Annotated in this window: 17 protein-coding genes; 11 read left to right on the top strand and 6 right to left on the bottom strand. The window is 63.4% G+C overall.

All coding sequences use genetic code 11. The features are described 5' to 3' along the window. Positions 1-50 precede the first annotated feature (50 nt). On the top strand, positions 51-926 hold the full coding sequence (locus FFI89_RS26315) for a peptidyl-alpha-hydroxyglycine alpha-amidating lyase family protein (RefSeq protein WP_138830467.1): 876 nt from the start codon (positions 51-53) through the stop codon (positions 924-926). Positions 927-1,015: 89 nt separating this feature from the next. Here FFI89_RS26315 and FFI89_RS26310 read toward each other — a convergent pair whose 3' ends face one another. Further along, on the bottom strand, positions 1,016-1,705 hold the full coding sequence (locus FFI89_RS26310) for a L,D-transpeptidase (protein WP_138830466.1): 690 nt from the start codon (positions 1,703-1,705) through the stop codon (positions 1,016-1,018). Positions 1,706-2,107: 402 nt separating this feature from the next. Here FFI89_RS26310 and FFI89_RS26305 point away from each other — a divergent pair, with 402 nt between their 5' ends. Both FFI89_RS26305 and FFI89_RS26300 read left to right on the top strand, forming a co-directional pair. Next, positions 2,108-3,091 carry an ABC transporter substrate-binding protein gene (locus tag FFI89_RS26305; protein WP_168213048.1) on the top strand — a complete coding sequence of 328 codons (984 nt, stop codon included), beginning with the start codon at positions 2,108-2,110 and terminating at the stop codon, positions 3,089-3,091. Positions 3,092-3,485: 394 nt separating this feature from the next. Further along, the gene (locus FFI89_RS26300; protein ID WP_138830464.1) at positions 3,486-3,932 is read left to right on the top strand and encodes a hypothetical protein; all 447 of its coding nucleotides are present in this window, start codon (positions 3,486-3,488) and stop codon (positions 3,930-3,932) included. Positions 3,933-4,027: 95 nt separating this feature from the next. Here the strand turns inward: FFI89_RS26300 and FFI89_RS26295 are convergent, their stop codons facing one another. After that, complete coding sequence (locus FFI89_RS26295; protein WP_138830463.1) at positions 4,028-5,428, bottom strand: TAXI family TRAP transporter solute-binding subunit; 1,401 nt, start codon at positions 5,426-5,428, stop codon at positions 4,028-4,030. A gap of 136 nt (positions 5,429-5,564) precedes the next feature. Between FFI89_RS26295 and FFI89_RS26290 the strand changes: the two genes are divergently transcribed. The 3 genes from FFI89_RS26290 (at position 5,565) to FFI89_RS26280 (ending at position 8,093) form a co-directional block, all read left to right on the top strand. Further along, positions 5,565-6,620, top strand: coding sequence for a glycosyltransferase family 1 protein (locus FFI89_RS26290; protein WP_138830462.1), 1,056 nt, complete (start codon positions 5,565-5,567; stop codon positions 6,618-6,620). A gap of 44 nt (positions 6,621-6,664) precedes the next feature. Continuing rightward, a complete protein-coding gene (locus FFI89_RS26285) occupies positions 6,665-7,357 on the top strand; it encodes a class I SAM-dependent methyltransferase (protein ID WP_138830461.1) in 693 nt (230 codons plus the stop codon). 118 nt (positions 7,358-7,475) lie between these two features. Beyond that, positions 7,476-8,093, top strand: a complete 618-nt coding sequence (locus FFI89_RS26280) for a hypothetical protein (protein ID WP_138830460.1) — start codon at positions 7,476-7,478, stop codon at positions 8,091-8,093. 126 nt (positions 8,094-8,219) lie between these two features. Here the strand turns inward: FFI89_RS26280 and FFI89_RS26275 are convergent, their stop codons facing one another. Further along, positions 8,220-9,884 carry an aminotransferase class III-fold pyridoxal phosphate-dependent enzyme gene (locus FFI89_RS26275; protein ID WP_138830459.1) on the bottom strand — a complete coding sequence of 555 codons (1,665 nt, stop codon included), beginning with the start codon at positions 9,882-9,884 and terminating at the stop codon, positions 8,220-8,222. A gap of 34 nt (positions 9,885-9,918) precedes the next feature. Here FFI89_RS26275 and asd point away from each other — a divergent pair, with 34 nt between their 5' ends. Together asd and FFI89_RS26265 are read left to right on the top strand one after the other, a co-directional pair. After that, positions 9,919-10,788, top strand: coding sequence for an archaetidylserine decarboxylase (asd, locus tag FFI89_RS26270; RefSeq protein WP_138830458.1), 870 nt, complete (start codon positions 9,919-9,921; stop codon positions 10,786-10,788). A 61-nt stretch (positions 10,789-10,849) separates the two neighbouring features. Continuing rightward, on the top strand, positions 10,850-11,389 hold the full coding sequence (locus tag FFI89_RS26265) for an NUDIX hydrolase (protein ID WP_138830457.1): 540 nt from the start codon (positions 10,850-10,852) through the stop codon (positions 11,387-11,389). A gap of 63 nt (positions 11,390-11,452) precedes the next feature. Here the strand turns inward: FFI89_RS26265 and FFI89_RS26260 are convergent, their stop codons facing one another. The 3 genes from FFI89_RS26260 to FFI89_RS26250 all read right to left on the bottom strand — a co-directional run bounded on the left by FFI89_RS26260 (position 11,453) and on the right by FFI89_RS26250 (position 15,523). Further along, positions 11,453-12,877, bottom strand: coding sequence for a FecR family protein (locus tag FFI89_RS26260; RefSeq protein WP_246669260.1), 1,425 nt, complete (start codon positions 12,875-12,877; stop codon positions 11,453-11,455). A gap of 243 nt (positions 12,878-13,120) precedes the next feature. Continuing rightward, on the bottom strand, positions 13,121-14,803 hold the full coding sequence (locus FFI89_RS26255; protein ID WP_138830455.1) for a caspase family protein: 1,683 nt from the start codon (positions 14,801-14,803) through the stop codon (positions 13,121-13,123). Between the two features lie 21 nt (positions 14,804-14,824). After that, positions 14,825-15,523 (bottom strand): DUF2147 domain-containing protein, encoded by a 699-nt coding sequence (locus FFI89_RS26250; protein WP_138830454.1) that lies wholly within the window; start codon positions 15,521-15,523, stop codon positions 14,825-14,827. A gap of 227 nt (positions 15,524-15,750) precedes the next feature. Between FFI89_RS26250 and FFI89_RS26245 the strand changes: the two genes are divergently transcribed. The 3 genes from FFI89_RS26245 (at position 15,751) to FFI89_RS26240 (ending at position 17,687) form a co-directional block, all read left to right on the top strand. Next, positions 15,751-16,038, top strand: coding sequence for a hypothetical protein (locus FFI89_RS26245; RefSeq protein WP_138830453.1), 288 nt, complete (start codon positions 15,751-15,753; stop codon positions 16,036-16,038). 85 nt (positions 16,039-16,123) lie between these two features. Then, complete coding sequence (locus FFI89_RS34590; RefSeq protein ID WP_168213047.1) at positions 16,124-16,450, top strand: hypothetical protein; 327 nt, start codon at positions 16,124-16,126, stop codon at positions 16,448-16,450. Between the two features lie 34 nt (positions 16,451-16,484). Next, positions 16,485-17,687 carry an extensin family protein gene (locus tag FFI89_RS26240; protein WP_138830452.1) on the top strand — a complete coding sequence of 401 codons (1,203 nt, stop codon included), beginning with the start codon at positions 16,485-16,487 and terminating at the stop codon, positions 17,685-17,687. Positions 17,688-17,709: the final 22 nt, after the last annotated feature.

Genomic DNA, 17,709 nt, shown 5'->3' with positions numbered 1-17,709 from the left:
GGCAAGCGCCTGATGGACTCCCGATTTGCCGGGTGTGATACTCGCATCCCATGCAAATAGCAGCTCCGCCACTGCCTTATGTCGCCGTTGCCGAATCGTTCAAGCTGCCATCAGGCGCGAACTTTCACGGCACCTCGGGCATCGCCTTCAATTCCAGGGGCCACATCTTCGTCATCCATCGCGGGCCGATGCCGCTGATGGAGTTCGATCCCGACGGAAATTTCATCCGCGGCTTCGGCGACGGCATGTTCGAGCGGTCGCACGGCCTGCGGATCGATGCGCAGGACAACATCTGGGCCACCGACGTCCGATCGAACATGGTCTACAAGTTCGACCCGTCGGGGCGGCTTGAAATGGTGCTCGGCGTCAAGGGCCACACCGGCGAGTGGCATCCGTTCGGACATCTGCGGCTGTTCGACGAGCCGAACGAAGCGGTGGTCGGACCGACCGGCGACATCTTCGTGCTGCAGGGCCACGGCAAGGGCGACTCGCGGGTGCTGAAGTTCGACAGCGACGGCACCTTCCTCAAGACCTGGGGCGGCAAGGGCAAGGGGCCGGGCCAATTCGATCTGCCGCACTCGCTGGTTTTCGACGCACAGGGACTGCTCTATATCGCCGATCGCAACAACGCCCGCATCCAGGTTTTCGACGCCGACGGCAACTACATCCGTGAGTCCCAGCATCCCGGCGCGCCCTGCGGGCTGTTCATGGGCGCCGACCAGCATATCTGGCTGGCGCACGGTCACACCGGTCTGATCATGAAGCTCGACCTGAACGGCAACGTCGTCGGGATGATCGAAGGCGGCGGCCAGGGCAAGACAACAGGCAAATACGGCGAGGCCCACTACATCGCGGTGTCACCGCGCGACGAGATTTTTGTCGCCGACACGTTGAACTGGCGCATCCAGAAGTATGTGAGGAAATAGCCGCCCTGCGCCGCGCCCGGTAAGCCGGACTTGAACGTGAAACGGCCCCGGCAGATGCCGGGGCCGTATTTGCGTAGAATGACGTCGGCTTAGCGGACGATCGTGCCGAGATCGGCGCGGCGATCCGTCATCGGCTTCACGATCACCTTGGTGCCGACGTTGACCCGCGAATAGAGGTCGGTGACGTCTTCATTGGTGAGGCGCAGGCAGCCGGAGGAAACATGGGTCCCGATCGTCTCCGGGGCATTGGTGCCGTGGATGCGATAGATGGTGCCGCCGAGATACATCGCCCGCGCGCCGAGCGGGTTGCCGGGGCCGCCGGCCATGTGGCGCGGCAGATAGGGCTGGCGCTGAATCATTTCCGGAGGCGGGGTCCAATCCGGCCATTCCGACTTCTTGGTGATGGTCTGGGTGCCGGACCAGGTAAAGCCGTCGCGGCCGACGCCGATGCCGTAACGCATCGCCTGGCCGTTGCCGAGCACCAGATAGAGATAGGTGTTGGGGGTGTCGATGATGATCGTGCCCGGGGCTTCGCGGGTCGGGTAGCTCACGACCTGGCGCTTCAGGCGCGCCGGCAACTGGGTGACGGAGCGCTCTTCATCCTGCGAGGGTGCCGCGGCGACCGGTGGCGGGGCCGCTTCGGTCGGCGGTGTCATGAAGAACGGAAACAGCGGCAGCGGGGCCGCGGCGGCGGATGTGGAAAAAGCAACGGTGCCGATCGCCAGCGCGCCCAAAGCGCCGACAACGAGGCGGGTATTCATTCTGAATGAATTGAACATTGGTCGTCCCCTTCAGTTTGCGCCCTGCGCACCCCATTTCGGCGCGTCGTTGGGGAAACCAGTACAGATCAACCGTTTCAGGACGTTTGCACAAAACCGCCAAAATGGTTTCGTCGCGTTAGGGTTTTGTTTCGTTATGGTTTCATTGCCGCGTGGGGTGGGTTGGCCTAGCCGACCCGCGGGCTGGTCGTAGGCAAGACCAAACCGAAGCCTTCAACCGGCATTTTCGGGATTGCCCTGTCGCCTGGCGTGCTGCCGAGATGGCAAATCGACGCGCTTGACCCCAAGTCGGACATCGAACTCAATCGCGTCTAAGACCGGTTGGATGCCATTTGTTCGTCCCTGGCCGTATCGCAAAATGCTAGGTTAGCTCCGCCCACTGAGCGTTCATGGATGGCCGCTATGAGACGGCGCGAGTTCATTACTGTTCTCGGCGGTACGGCGGTCGCGTGGCCGCTCATGGCACACGCGCAGCAGCCGGTGAAGAAGATCGGCTTCCTGAGTGTCTCTTCGCCGGGTCTACATGCTCCTTTTGTGACCGCGTTCAACGAGGGACTTAAAGAAACCGGCTTTATCGAAGGCCAAAATTTGGCAATCGAATACTCCTGGGCGGAAGGCAAGTTTGATCGACTTCCTGCATTGGCCGCAGACCTCATCCGCGACAAGGTCGATGTCATCGCTGCAATGAGCGGTGATCTTTCGATCCGAGCGGCGATCAAGGCAAGCTCCACGATCCCGGTCGTTTTTATTACCGGTAGCGATCCGGTTGAGACTGGCTTGGTCGCCAGCCTTGCCAGACCGGGCGGCAATGCTACCGGCTTCAGCATGATCACGACTGAACTGACGGCAAAGCGCTTCGAATTGCTCTTCGAACTGGTTCCCCAGATCAGGACAATCGCCTTACTCATAAATCCGAAATACCATCGGGCCACCGAGGGCACGACCCCACTCGTGAAACAAGCGGCAAGTGCGAAGGGAGTACGGCTCCATATCTTGAATGCAGCCGACGAGGACGAATTTGAGCCCGCCTTCGCCTCTCTCGCCCATCTTAAGGCCGATGCGCTAATTGTTGGGACAGACCCCGTCTTCACCAGCCGCCGCGAGCGGATTGTGGCCTTGGCGTCACGTTACTCCATTCCGGCAATCTACGAGTGGCAGGAATTTGTCACGGCTGGAGGCCTTATCAGTTATGGGGCGAGCCTCACGTCGCTGTATCGTGCGGCTGGCGTTTACGTCGGGAAGGTTCTTAAAGAAGCAAAGCCAGCCGATCTGCCGATCCAGCAGCCGACTAACTTCGAGCTTGTCATCAATCTCAAGGCCGCCAAGGCACTTGGCCTTACGGTGCCACCGACCCTGCTCACAGCCGCCGACAAGGTGATCGAATGAACGGACCTCCAGCAATCAACGCGGAGACCGCGAGGCGCTTGGCCTCGCCCAGAACCCAAATCGGCTTCGAAGCGCCGGGTCGTCCCCTGAGTTTGCCCTCTGCGCAGTGCCGCGGGACCAAACCGGAGCTACGTGATCAACATGCTTCAACAGCGATCGATCACACTGCGCCGTGCGCAGCCATCACCCTGGCCGTCAGCGCATCCATTGTGGGGTGGATATGTAAGGATGGTTTACCCAGTCCGGCGTGCGAGTTCGACGACGTCTTGCCGCGAACGCGCCGCCGACGGCGGCCCCACGATAATGGCGTCCGGCGCGGTTTTGCTGCTAATATACTTCCGTGAGTTCGCTCCCGCGCGCTCGGCCCACCAGATCATCGAAGCGGGAGGAAGCTATGCTTCATTTCGGACGTGGCCACACCAGACGAGGCCTCGCGTCAGCTTTGATCGGAGAGATCGCCGCCGTGATCGACGGGATGGAGGGTTTTGGAGAAGTTCGGAAGCTCGAGGTTATGGAGCTCGGAGCCGAAGAACATCTCGACGAGCTCGGCGCTTTCACGTTGCCGAAATTCTCGGTTTACGAGTCCAATACGGGTCGATTGGATTTGTTCGACCCGGCGATGCAGCGACAGATCGTTTATTTCTTCACGCGTGCCGGAAGCCTTGCCGGACACCTGCATGCCCTTGCGTCAACCAACAACGAGCCGAAGGAGTTGTGCAGGCAGCACGCAATCGACGCACAAAAGGAAATCAACGGCCTTACTGAACTGGGCGACGATTTGCTGCGTGATCTGCGAAAGCTCGTATCCAGAAAGCAGCCTGCCACAATCTCCAGAGCTTGATGGCTCGCCACCTCTTTCAGCTTGAAACGGTGCATTTACATGGCAGACATTGGCCATGCCTGCCGCAATCAAGCTCGATTTACAGGCCGGCGCGGCTAGCTCTGGCGGGCGCGGACCCGCGGTGCGTCGACCTCGCCGGCGCCGATGACGGCGCGGCGGTCGGCGACGGCGTGATGGAATTGTTCGAGTACAAGCCCGATCACCGACAAATCGCTCTCCTCGATCGCGCCGTCGTCGTAGCAGTCAAGCGCCTCGCGCAATATGCCGTCGGCCGCGGCCTGCATCTGCGCCAGCTCTTCCGGCGTCTCGGCCTTGCGCACCCTGGAAATCAGATCGAGCAGATTGTCGCGATGCGTCGTGTACCGCTCGCGCTCATCGCGCTTCCAGTAGTGCTGCAGCCAGGCGCCGGCCGAGCCGAGGCCCGACAGGAGCAGGATCGCGCCCCAGATGTAGTCGGTATATTTTTCAAGGAAGGTTCGCTCGGTGCCGTCGATATAGGCCGCCGCTCCCGCATGCGCGGGCAGCGCGGCGTCCTTGTCGGTGTCCGGCTTCTCGATATGAGCAGCGCTCGGCAATTCTCTCGCCAGTTGCTGGCGATCCGTGAACAGTTGCCGGGCGAAGCCGGCGATGGAGGTATCCGATACCGATTTCGCCGCGACGATCAGATGGTTGACGCTGACGGTCTCGACCTTGTCCTCGGGCCGCGCGGGCGAGGAAGAAAAGATGCTGCCGGCGATTTCCTCGGACTCGTAGAGCGGATGCTTCTGCGCGATCGCTTCGGAAACATCGATCGGCAGGAACTTTGGTTCGCCGCGCGCCGTAGCGGTCGCCGTGATCGCGTCCGCGGTGATCTTGCTGTTGAGCGGGCCGACCGCCATGAAGGCGTCGATGGTGGGATCCCGCGCCATCTCGGCGATCTGGTTGGTGGCGTACTGACTGACCGTCACCTTGTCCGGATTGATGCCGGACTCGGTCAGGATTACGCGCAGCAGCGTGACGTTGGCCTGCGTTCGTCCGATCACGCCGACCTTATGGCCGGCGAGTTCGTCGAGGCTCTTGACCTTGATCGTCGTTTGCTTCTTGCCGTTCCTGGCCGGAAGCCCAGGCGTCGACCACAGCACGACGACGTTCTTGCGCAGGATGGCCACGGATTCGGCGTTCGCCGGCATGTTCAGGTCGCCGCGCGCGACCGCAAGCTCGGCCTTGCCGGCGGCGAACAGCGCGATGCTTTCGGTGGCACCCTCGGTCGTGATCGGCGACAGCCGGATCGCGTTGCCGTCGCGCGCGAAGGTCTGCGCCATCAACTGGATCAGTTTCTGGTCCTCGCTGCCGGGAGGCCCGACCGCGATCCGCAACGTGACCGGACGCAGTGCGTAATACAGCGTGCCGGCGGCGACGCCGAACGCCAGCATGCCCGCGGCGAGGATCAAGAGCGCATAGCTCTTCCGCTTCTTTCGCGGGCGGGGCGGCGCCGGATTGTCGTTCAGGTCTGACATGGTTCTGTCACGTTACATGAAAAGGCGTGGAGATGATCCTAAAAAACATCCTTACAGATCGATGACGTCATACGCCTGAAATATCCATGTCCTTAACGTCGGCCATCGAGAATCAACCGAATCTCAGGGCCTGACCATGCGGATATTGATTGCGACCGACGCCTGGCACCCGCAGGTGAATGGCGTCGTCCGGACGCTGACCTCGCTGGCCCGCAGTGCCGCCACGCTGGACGCCGACATCAGCTTCCTGACGCCCGAGGGGTTTCCCTCCGTCGGGGTTCCGACCTATCCGGGCTTGCGGATGGCGTTGCCGAACCGGCGCGAGATCTCGCGCCGGATCGAGCAGGCCGCACCCGAAGCCATTCACATCGCGACCGAAGGCCCGATCGGCTGGGCGGTGCGCGGCTATTGCCGCCGCAACAAGCTCGCGTTCACCACGTCCTACACGACGCGGTTTCCGGAATATGTCGAAGTTCGCACCATGATTCCGGCCAGCGTCGGCTACGCGCTGCTGCGGCACTTCCACTCGGCCGCCTCGATGACGATGGTCGCAACCGCCTCGCTGCGCCAGGAACTGGCCGAGCGCGGCTTTCGGCGGCTCGGTTCCTGGGGGCGCGGCGTCGACACCGAACTGTTCAATCCGGATCATCCCGCAAAACTCGACCTGCCGCGGCCGATCTTCATGACCATGGGCCGGGTCGCGGTCGAAAAGAATCTCGAGGCGTTTCTCTCGCTCGATTTGCCGGGAACCAAAGTCGTCGTCGGCGACGGGCCGCAGAAGGCGCAGCTCGCGCAGAAATATCCGGATGCGGTGTTCCTCGGCGAGAAAAAGGGCGCGGACCTGACCGCGCATCTCGCCGCTGCCGACGTCTTTGTTTTTCCGAGCCTCACCGACACCTTCGGCGTGGTGCAGCTCGAGGCGCTGGCCTGCGGCGCGCCGGTGGCGGCGTTTCCGGTCACCGGTCCTAAGGACGTCATTGCCGATCATCCGGTCGGCGCGTTGGACAACGATCTACGCCGCGCCTGTCTGCGCGCGCTGACGATGTCGCGCGAGGCCTGCCGCCATTTCGCGCTGGAGCGTTCCTGGGAAAACAGCGCCCGGCAGTTCATCGGCAATCTGGCCGCGCTGCAGTCGAGCCGCGTGCCGCGGCCCGCGCCGCGGGCGGCCGCCCGAAGCGCCGTGCAGGGTTGATCACCAAACCAGTCACACCACAGAGACGAGAAGGCAGACGCATCATGGCAGAAATCATCAAGCTCGACGGCTCGCGGCCGCTGGACTTCGACCGCGAGACGGTCGAGCAAGCCTACGACCGCTGGGCGCCGGTGTACGACCTCGTATTCGGCGGCGTGTTCAGCAAGGGCCGCAAGGCCGCGATCCAGGCCACCAACAAGATCGGCGGCCGGGTGCTCGAGGTCGGCGTCGGCACCGGCATCTCGTTGCCGCAATATGCGCCGCATTTGCGCATCTTCGGCACCGATATTTCGGAAGCGATGCTGCAGAAGGCCAAGAAGCGCGTCACCGAACTCGGCCTGAAGAATGTCGAGGGCCTCGCGGTGATGGACGCCGAGAAGCTCGAATTCCCCGACAACTCGTTCGACGTCGTGATGGCGCAATATGTCGTCACCGCCGTGCCGAACCCGGAAAAGGCGCTCGACGAATTCGCCCGCGTGCTGCGGCCCGGCGGCGAGCTCATCATCCTGACCCGCGTCAGCGCCGATGCCGGCATGCGCCGCTTCATCGAGCAGCGGCTGCAGCCGGTGGTGCGTCCGCTCGGCTTCCGCACCGCCGAATTCGCCTGGTCGCGTTATGTGCACTGGCTCTCCGGCGCCCGTGGCATCGAGCTCGCCGAGCGCCGCCTGGTGCCGCCGCTCGGCCATTTCTCGCTGGTGCGCTTCCGTAAAATCGAGGCCGCCGCGGCGGTGGCGTAAACGCCGGCGATCCCGCGTCATCGCGTCGCTGCGATCGGTCATATGTCATTATCATGATGTCACATGCCGTACATCGAATCCCGGTAAATTCAGCCCGAAAGAACTTTGGGGAAGACCAATGATCAAGAATTTCCTGCAGGAACTGCGTACCCAGCGCTGGGACGACCATCGCTTCTATCATCACAGCCGGATCAACCAGTCGCTGCACTTCGTCAGCGCGGCGAGCTTCCTGTTCGCTTACGTGATGCTGTTCGTCGATCCCGCGATCTCGGCACTGGTCGGCTGGCTGGTTTCGATGACCTCGCGTCAGGCCGGTCACTTCTTCTTCGAGCCGAAGGGCTACGATCACGTCAACCAGGCGACCCACGAGCACAAGGAAGAAATCAAGGTCGGCTACAATCTGCAGCGCAAGGTCGTGCTGATGACGATCTGGGCGCTGTCGCCGGCGGTGCTGTACGTCGATCCGACCCTGTTCGGCCTGTTCACGCCCTGGGCGTTACCGGCGGACTTCATGCGCCAGGTCGCCAAGATCTGGCTCGTGGTCGGCATCGGTGGGCTGCTGTTCCGTACCATCCACCTGTTCTTCATCCGCGACGTCGAGACCGGCCTGGTCTGGATGACCAAGATCATCACCGACCCCTTCAACGATTTGAAGCTCTATCACAAGGCGCCGCTGTTCCTGATGAAGGGCGAACTGATCGATCCGGGTCTGGAAAAGCACGTCAAGCACGCGTGAGCGTTGCGTCATCATGAAAGTCGTCATGCCCGGGCTTGTCCCGGGCATCCACGTCTTAACTGGCAGCAAGAGAAGACGTGGATGGCCGGGTCAAGCCCGGCCATGACAAACGTTAGAGATTGCGGATCACCGCAACTTCTTACGCGTCAGCATCTCCCGCAGGATCCGCCGGCGGATGGTCTTGTTGGTCAGGGACGCATCGTGCCACCACCAGCCGTCGCGCTTCATCTTCTCGGACGCGGCGACGAAACGGTCGGCGACATCAGCGAAATCCGCGTCGGTGTAGTTGAGGCTGAAGATCAGGCGGCCGGTGCCGACCCAGCTCAACGCCAGCCCTTCGGCGCGCAGGTAATATTGAAGCATCCAGTTGTAACGGGACGGTTTTGTATAATGCACCATCCAGATCGACGACAGGTTGCTGACGCGCACGGGAAGGTCTTGCGCGGCCAGCCGGTCGTTCAGGACGTTGGCGCGCTTGTTCCAGGTCTCGTCGAGCCCCTGATAGATCGAATTGAAGTTAGGACTGGCGAGCCGGCTCAAAAACTCGTCCATCGCCGTCATCACGTAGGGATGCGAGTTGAAAGTGCCGCGGGCGAAGCAGACGTCGGCGGGGCGGTCGTCGCGGAAGCGGCGCATCAATTCCTTGCGGCCGCAGACCACGCCGACGGGAAGGCCGCCGGCAAGGCTCTTGCCGTAGGTGACCATGTCGGCACGAACGCCGAAATATTCCTGGGCGCCGCCGGCGGCCAGGCGGAAGCCGACGAACACCTCGTCGAAAATAAGTACGATGCCGCGCTCGGTGCAGATCTCACGCAGCTGCTTCAGCCAGTCGCCATAGGCGGCGCGGTCGAACGAGCTCTTGCGCGAACTGTCGACCAGGGCCGAATCGCCGGGCGCGTTGGCGTTCGGATGCAGCGCCTGCAGCGGATTGACCAGCACGCAGGCGATGTCGCGGCGCGTCCGGAGCACATGCAGCGTCCGCTCCGACATGTCGGCCAGCGTATAGGTCTCATGCGGCGAAACGGGATTGCCGACGCCGGGCTGCACGTCGCCCCACCAGCCGTGATAGGCACCGGCGAAGCGAACCAGATGCGAGCGCCTGGTGTGGTAGCGCGCCAGCCGCACCGCCTGCATCACGGCCTCGGTGCCGGACATGTGGAACGAGACTTCGTCGAGCCCGGAAATCTCGCACAGCCGCCGCACGTTGTCGGTGATGACGGGGTGGTAGGGGCCGAGCACCGGGCCGAGCGCGTGCGCCCGCTTTTCGGACGCCTCGATGCACTCCTTGTAGAAATCGTTACCGAAGATGTTGACGCCGTAGGAGCCGGTCAGGTCGTAGGAGACGTTGCCGTCGACATCGGTGACGGTGACGCCGGACGAGGACTGCACAAAGGCGCTGGTGGAAAGATGTTCGCGCACCAGCCGGCTGTACTGGAACGGCACCCGGTAGGTCTCGGTGAATTGCAGGTCGGAGATGTGCTCGGCCGCTTCCGCGGTCATCTGCCGTCCCTTGGCGTAGCGCTCCTTGTAGACGCCGGCGAGCCGGAAGAACGCGTCCTGGCGCTGTGTGGCGATATCGGCCGGCGCGCCGTCGGAGCGGAAGAAATCGTCGATATCGAATTCGTAATGCGGCACCAGTCGCGCGACCATCTTGGACATTTTGGAATGTCCGGTCAGCGAGCGGTGTTTGGCCCGCGACAGCGCCAGCCGCGCCTGCAATTTGGGGAAGGTCACCGCGGCGCCGGCAATCGCGGCGGCGGACAGTGACAGAATCGAAAGGGGCGAATCCATGCCGCCAGCGCTAGCCAATCCGTCTAACAGATTGATGACAATCCGGGGCCTGATCGCCTCCCTGACCCAGCAAGAGGACCTCAATTTTTTGTTGACCAACCGCATCCCGCGGGCGGCGCTGACGCGCTTCATGGGCTGGTTCGGCAAGATCGAGAACCCCTTTGTGCGCGACGCCTCGATCGCCTGCTGGCGGCTGTTTTCCGACCTTGATCTGTCGGAAGCGAAAAAGACCGAGTTCAGAAGCTTGCACGACTGCTTTACCCGCGAACTTCGCCCCGGGCTGCGCCCGGTGGACCCTGATACGTCCGTGGTGGTTTCCCCGAGCGACGGGATCGTCGGCGCGCATGGCCGCATCCAGGATACCGAGCTGTTCCAGATCAAGGGCGCGCCGTATTCGCTGCTCGACCTGCTCGGCGATCCCGCATTGGTGGAGCGCCACCGCAACGGGCGCTTCCTCACGCTGCGGCTGACGTCCAGCATGTATCACCGCTTTCACGCGCCCTATGATGGCAGGATCGAGCGGGTGACGTTCGTTCATGGCGATGTCTGGAACGTCAACCCGATCGCACTGAAGCGGGTCGAGCGTCTGTTCTGCAAGAACGAGCGCGCGGTGATCGAAACCCGGCTGCCGACGGGCGAAGCGCTGACGCTGGTGCCGGTCGCAGCTATCCTGGTGGCGAGCATCCGGCTGCACTTCCTCGACCTCACGCTCAACGCGCAGAGCAGGGGCCCCAGCGTGTTTCCTTGCGATGCCGACGTGCACAAGGGCGAAGAACTCGGCTGGTTCGAGCACGGCTCGACCATCATCGTGCTGGCGCCGGACACTTTCGAATTCGCGGCCAACGTCACCGACGGCGCCCGCGTGAAGGCCGGCGAGCCGTTGTTGCGAAAACCTTCGCCGTGATCTCGACCTTGCGGCGGCGTGTCTCTACAACGGGATTCGAAATCGCAAGGCGGAAGGCGAAATGGCACGAGCGCCTGTGATGGCGGCGGGAGGCATCGTATTGCGGCAGGCGGAGACGCCGCTGGTCGCCGTGGTGCGCCTGCGCAAGCGCAATGAATGGGTCTTGCCCAAGGGCAAGCTCGATCGCGGCGAGACGCCACGCGCCGCTGCCGAGCGCGAGGTGATGGAAGAGACCGGGCACGCCGTCGCCGTGCACGAATTTCTGGGAACGCTGGTCTACGAGGCCCGCAGCGGCTCCAAGGTCGTGCACTACTGGCGCATGGAGGCGGGCGATGGCCCGGTCCGCAAGCTGATGCGCGACGTCAAGGCGGTCGACTGGCTGCCGCTCGGCCAGGCCGTGGCGCGGCTGTCGCACGGCTATGAGCGCGCGTTTCTCGAAAATGTCGGACCGATCGCGCTGGCTTCGGCGAGCCAGGTCTGGCGCAGCGGCGCGAGCGCCGATCGTACGTCCGAACCCGGTCGCATCGCTTCGCCGGCCGAGTTGCAGCATCGGCCGCGCAGCTTGATGCAGAAAATCCGCGACTGGCTGCGCTCGGCCTGACTCGCTGTCTTCTGTGCCCTGCGAACGGAGCGAGGCGACACGTCGTCCATCCGACGCGACGCCTTACCGCACATTCTTCGGCAGTTTGCCCTTGGGCGGCACGGCCCGCCGCGGCAGCGCTCCGGGCCGCAAGGCAGGCGCGCCTTGCATGCCGGGAATTCGTGAAAGCCCTGGCACGTGCGGCGCGATCCGGTTCAGCAATCCCGGCTGGCCCTGTGGCGCGCTGGGCTGTGCCGGCAAGGGCGGCTGTCCTGCACGCGGCGGGAGGCCGGGCTGCGGAGGCTGTGTCGGTCCGACGCGCGGCGGCAGACCGGGCTGCGAGCGCGTGTCGGGTGGCTGCGGTTGTCCTGTGCGCGGCGACAGTCCTGGCTGCGACGGCGTGCCCGGCTGTTGCGGCAGGCCGGTGCGCGGCGTGGTGCCGGGTTGCGCGGGCGTACCGGGTTGCTGCGGCTGACCTGCGCGCGGTGTCGTCCCTGGGTGTGTCGGCGCGCCCGGTTGTTTCTGCTGACCGGTGCGTGGCGCCGTGCCGGGCTGCGCCGGCGAACCCGGTTGCTGCTGGCCCTGACGGTTCGGTGCGCCCGGCCGTTGCTGCTGTTGTCCGGGACGGTTCTGTCCGGGCGCGCCATTCGGCTGCTGGCCGGGCTGCTGCTGCCGGATCGGGCGATTCGGGTTGACGAAATTGGGGTTGGCGCGGCGGAAGTCGCGCTGCTGCAGCACGACCTGGCGGCCAAGAGTCTGTGTCGAATAGACCTGGCGCACAAAACCCTGGTCGCGCTGCATCATCTGCGGCGGAATCACCAGCGGCACCGCGACCACGCGTGCGCCGCCGATGCCGGGACGGATGGTGAAGCCGCTGGCGCCCTGGGTGAGGAAGCCGAGCCGCGCGCCGGCGCGGTCATTGACCTCGATGCGCCCGACTTTGCCGTCGGCGTCGGGATAAAGCTTGATGTTGTTGGTGGCGCTGGTGCCGCCGCCTTCCGGCACCTCGACGAGACCCGTGGTGCCGCGAATGCCGAGCGTTGCGGTCGGGGTCGTGATTTTCATGTCGCCGGTCTTGGCAACGGACGCCGCCACGAAGGCAACCGTGCCCTTGGCGACGTCGAAGATGCCGGCGTTGTTCTTGCCGCCGTCTTCATAGACATAGGTGTCGATGGTGATCTGCGCGTTCGCCTTGAGGTTAAAGGTGGTGGCATCGATGAAGGTGATGCCGAGCGAGGAATTCGCACCGGTCTGCACCACGTCGTTGAGATAGATGTCGTCCTTGGCCTTGAGCGGCGTGGTGGCGTTGTTGCGGACCACGCTGGCGTTGCCGGTCACGGTGGCGACATTGCCGATCGGTTCTTCCGGCGCCTGCGCGTCGGCGGCGGGTGCGGTGGAGTTGGGCGCGACCGGTGCCGGCGCTGCGGGCTGCGCAGGTGCGGGCTGCGCTTGTGCCAGTTCGATCTGGTCGGCCGCGGCCACCGAAATATTCGCCGCATGTGCTGGCATACTGCAGACCAACAGCAGGAGCGCTAGGGAAAGCAGACGCGGCATCAAGGGAATTCCAACTAACGAGGGAAGCAACGAGGGATTGGCGGACGGAGGATATCAGCTGCGCCGGGCTGAATGCGGGATGAACGTCGGTGTTTGTTGTCATGACAGGACAAAACGATCAAGCGCCACGTCCGGGCTGGCCGGACATGGCGCCATGACCTGACAGTGACGGTTCAGCCGCGCTTGCGGCCTGGGCCGTTACATCTGCCCACCGTTGCGGACGCATGCTTCGATTCTCGAAAAGCCGACGTTCTTGTGTTTGCCGCCGGCAATTCTGTGTCCTTCGGCGCTGCATCTCGCGTACAGGGCTTTCGTGGATTGGCTTGAGCCCCCGGCATCTGGGGAAGCCGGCTCGCTTTCGGTGGACGAAGATGAACTCGCGGCAGTTCTCTTTCGGGCGGTTCGGCGGCCTTCGTTGCCTTCCTTACCGGTGTCGTTCGCCGGCAGGGTACGATCCGCTGAAACCAACCGCCAAAGCGGAGTGAATCTGATTGCCGGGCCTGTTATTTTCTTGTCGGGATTGGTGACCCGCATGCTCATTGCATCGACTCCGCTGAGCTTCACCTCCACCGGGTAAATCCCCGACCGAAACCGGAGTACGTTGTCGGAAATCTTTGCTGCAAAACCGACATAGCCAGCAGGCGACTTTTCGTCCCAGGTACCTTTGGCTGCAGGTCCGTAAACATAATGGCCAAGGACCATACCGTCAGAAAGGGCCTCAGTCAGAACCAGCATTTTCTGGCGTCCTTCGCCCGGTCCGACTTTTCCCACCCAAATGCCAACGTACCGTTGGAAAGATACGGGAACATCGGCCTTGGTTTCTCCGATGGCGAACGGCGGCATCGAAAGCTTCAGCTTGGATCCCATCGCCGCAACGCGTTTGGCGTCCTCCTCGGTGAAGGCGTTCCGTTTCTTTTCGTCGGGAGGCGTCGTGCGATCCTTGCCGGCATTTTGCTCGGTGGATGTCTTTGCGATTGTTACGGGAGGTGCTGAAGCGGTTGCGGGAGCTGCCGGAGCGGCAGGCTGAACGACGATCGGCGGTTTCAGGTAGATCGCTTCCTTGGAAAGCGAGCCGTAGACGAACGGTTGTTGCTCTCGTTTGGTGGCGGTCATCACCTCATCGCGAACGTTCCGGAACAGAAACGATATTTCCAGTCCCGGCGTTTCGATGTTGCGAAGCAAGGCTGTGGTAAAGGGGCTGTTTCTTCCGTCCCCGTCATTGGCCGTGGTGCCATCGCGGGCGGCATAAGCCACCAGGACATTGTCGGTGGGCTCGGTGGGAGCCAGGCCGCGCGCCACGGCCCGGGTGCGCAACGAACGCTGCATCTTTGCCGCGAAGGGATTGTTGCGGCAGGCGTCGAGAATGACGAGCCCGAGTTGGCGTGCCTTCGACACCTGAAGATTGATCGACCGCAGGCTGACGGCCTCGCTTTCGACGTCAGCATCGCTGCGTAGTTCGGCGTCGGTGGGAATCAACCAGTTTTCGCCGCCGGCTTCCATGCCGTGTCCGGCATAGAATACGACGGCCATTTCCGATCCCTCGGTGGTGCGGCCGAAATCGACGATCGCCTTCCGCATTTCGGCGGCGCTGGCGTTGTTCAGGCGGGTCACCTTGAAGTTCAGTCGCTCCAGCGCCGCGCCGATGTCCGTGGCATCGCGCGGCGGATTGGGAAGCGTTGGCACCTTTTGATAGGCGCCATTGCCGATGACGAGGGCGACCCGGTCCGCCGCTGATGCGGGAAAGGCTTCGACCAGTGCAAGCAGTGATAGGATGCCTGCAATACAGAAATTCAGACGAACCACGAACATACCCCAGATCTGCGCATGCGCCGCAAAAAGCCAATCCCTGATCATGATGGCAAAGGCAGTTGTCCCTGTCACTATCCTGATGCCGATATCCGGTCAGCTCACCCGCTTCCAGGTCTGGCCGCCGCAGAGCATGCCGCCGAAGGCGCAGCCCTGCACGCGCAGCGCGTTGGTGCCCTTCATCGCGATCGTCGAGTCGTAGTTGCGGCCGCTGTCGGGATCGTGGATGCGGCCGGTCCACTTGCTGCCTTCCGGCTTCATGCCGATCAGGATTTTTTCGCCGCTCTTCACGGCATAGCCGCAGAGGTTCGTTCCGCACGGCTCGATGCGCACGTTGCCCTTGTTCTCTTCGGTCGCCCAGATGCCGAGTGGCGAGTTCGGGTCGGACACCGGCGCTGCGGCAACCGGTGCCGGCTGCGCGGCGGGCGCGGCGACGTCGGCCTGCACCGGCGCGGTGGAGGCGACCGTCGTCGGGGCCGGGGCGGGCGTAGCGTTGGTCGCGACCGGCGCCGCCGCCTGAACCGGAGCGGGGGCGGGGGCGGGGACAGGATTCGCCGGCGTGGTGTCGGCGAAATCGTCATCGTCCTTGCTCTTGGAGCCGATGCCCTTGAGGTCGATGTTGCCGACCGTGCCGGAATATCCGGGCGCCGCGATTCTGATGCAGGAGAGCGCATTGCAGTTGCGCGGCGCTTCGACGCGAATCCGCTCGCCGTTGATCTCGAACGAAATGCCGTTGCCGGCGTGCGCCGAGGTCGTGGCCATCAGCAGCGCGGCGAGGATGTACAGTTTTTTCATGCGAGCCTCCTGTGCGGCTTGTGAAAGGGGGCGGTGAACTTGCCCGAACCCTATGCCGGGGCGAGGGCGCGTTCTGTGACATGCGTCACGGGGGAGCCGGGTCCTCAATTCATCGTCCCGCGGTCGTGAAGCCGTGATGGCTGCCCACGTTTCCAATTTGTAATCGATCCGGTCTGAACGGCCGCTCCATCGCAACCGACCGATAGCTGAATGGCTATTGGCAGAAGATGGAGATCGATCGTGAAACCTATGGGCTCGTCATTCTGTTGTTGCTCGGAGGTGCCGCCGCGGCGCAGGCCGACAACGACATCTACAAGAACATCCTGAAGCAGCCGCGCGGTGACGATGCCCTGCACGCCGACGGTGCCATCTGCGATGCGCAATTCGGCGCGCCGCAGAACGGCGCGGTGACGTCGAGGGTCTACCGGCGCTGCATGCTCTCGCATGGCTGGCGCTTCAGCCATACGATTCGCGGGCGCGACGACCGCTATCCCGATCCCGACAATCCGGGCTGATGTGCCGGGACTTCAAGATCGGCGGCGTCACCGGGTCGAGTTGCTCGAACTTCGATTGACGCCAGCCATGGGCGCGAAAACAGCCATGGGTACGAAACAGCGATGGGCACGAAAACGCCCGGTGGCTTTGCCACCGGGCGAGGAGGTCCAGATCGTCTGGACGGGGAGTCTAGATGACGCCGAGCACAATGGCTCCGACGAAGGCGAACGCGACGTACGCGGTCAACATGCTCAGCTTGCTGACGAAAGTCATGGGAACGAACTCCCTTGGTTCACGTCGTGCTCGCACATAACGCATAACGCTAACAAAGCGTTCCCGACGCAAAAAGTCAGTGTTGCTGTCGCTCCCGAGATCTCCACGGCCGCCCGTCCCCGGCAACGTGGTAAAAAATTCGTAAAATCAACGCGTTGAAGAGTCCTTAAATAAATTCGTCGAACGTGCGCCGATGACGCGCGGAGTTCGTTTGTATCTCGTCGGCTCCTTCGTCCTTGTATCGCTAGCGGGTTGCGGGCGCGGGTTCTTTCAGTCCGCGGAACGTGAACCGTGGCGGGCCGAGGCCGAGGTCGCATGCCTGAAATCCGGCGCGGTCAAGGAAAGCCCGGAACTGGTCCGGATCGATCCGATTTCGGGTCCCGGCGTCTGCGGTGCCGAATTCCCGCTCAAGGTGGCCGCCCTCGGCGAGGCGTCAGCCAGCTTCGGTTTTGCCGACGATCTGCGGCCGCCCGGTGCCATCGGCAATCAGCCGCGCTGGCCGATCTCGCCGGCGCCGGCTGCGACGGCACCTCAAGGAAATTATCAAGGCGGCTATTCGGATTCGGCGCTGCGCCAACCGAACTATGCGCCGCCGTCGAACGGGCCGATCTCTTTGTCGGCGCCCGGTGTCGCGCCACAGGACGACGAAATCGACCTGCCGGCCGAAGCCGCACCTGGACAGGCGCCTTACCGGAATGCGCCGACCTATCCGTCACGCGATCGCTATTCGGCGCCCTATTCGCAGGCACCGGCGTCGGCTCCGCCGCGGCTCGGACCCGCGCAAGGCAATGCCGTCAACACGGTCGGTCCGGTGGCGATCAAGCCTGCGGCGACGCTGGCCTGTCCGATCGTCTCGGCGCTCGACCGCTGGCTCGCCGATTCCGTGCAGCCCGCGGCGCAGCGCTGGTTCGGCGTGCGCGTGGTCGAGATCAAGCAGATCTCCGCCTATTCCTGCCGCGGCATGAACGGCAATGCGTATGCGCATATTTCCGAGCACGCCTTCGGCAACGCGCTCGACATCGCGGCCTTCGTACTCGCCGACGGCCGCCGCATCACGGTGAAGGACGGCTGGAAGGGCATGCCGGAGGAGCAGGGCTTTCTGCGCGACGTCCAGGGCGCCGCCTGCCAACAGTTCAACACCGTGCTGGCGCCGGGCTCCAACGTCTACCACTACGATCACATTCACGTGGACCTGATGCGCCGCGCCTCGCGCCGCATCATCTGCCAGCCGGCAGCGGTGTCGGGCGAAGAGATCGCGGCCCGTGCCGGCGGACGCAACCCTTACGCCTCGCGCGAAACCTTCGTCACGGGATCGCTCGGCGGCAAGAAGCCGCTGCCGCATCCGCGCAGAGCGGGCAGCAAGGTCAACGAGGAAGACGAGTTCGAGGACGAGTGATTTCGTCATCGTGGTATTCGTA

This window comes from Bradyrhizobium sp. KBS0727 (assembly GCF_005937885.2).
Lineage (GTDB): Bacteria > Pseudomonadota > Alphaproteobacteria > Rhizobiales > Xanthobacteraceae > Bradyrhizobium.
Note: the sequence above shows the minus strand (reverse complement) of the source record. Positions and strands in the feature narration are given on the sequence as shown.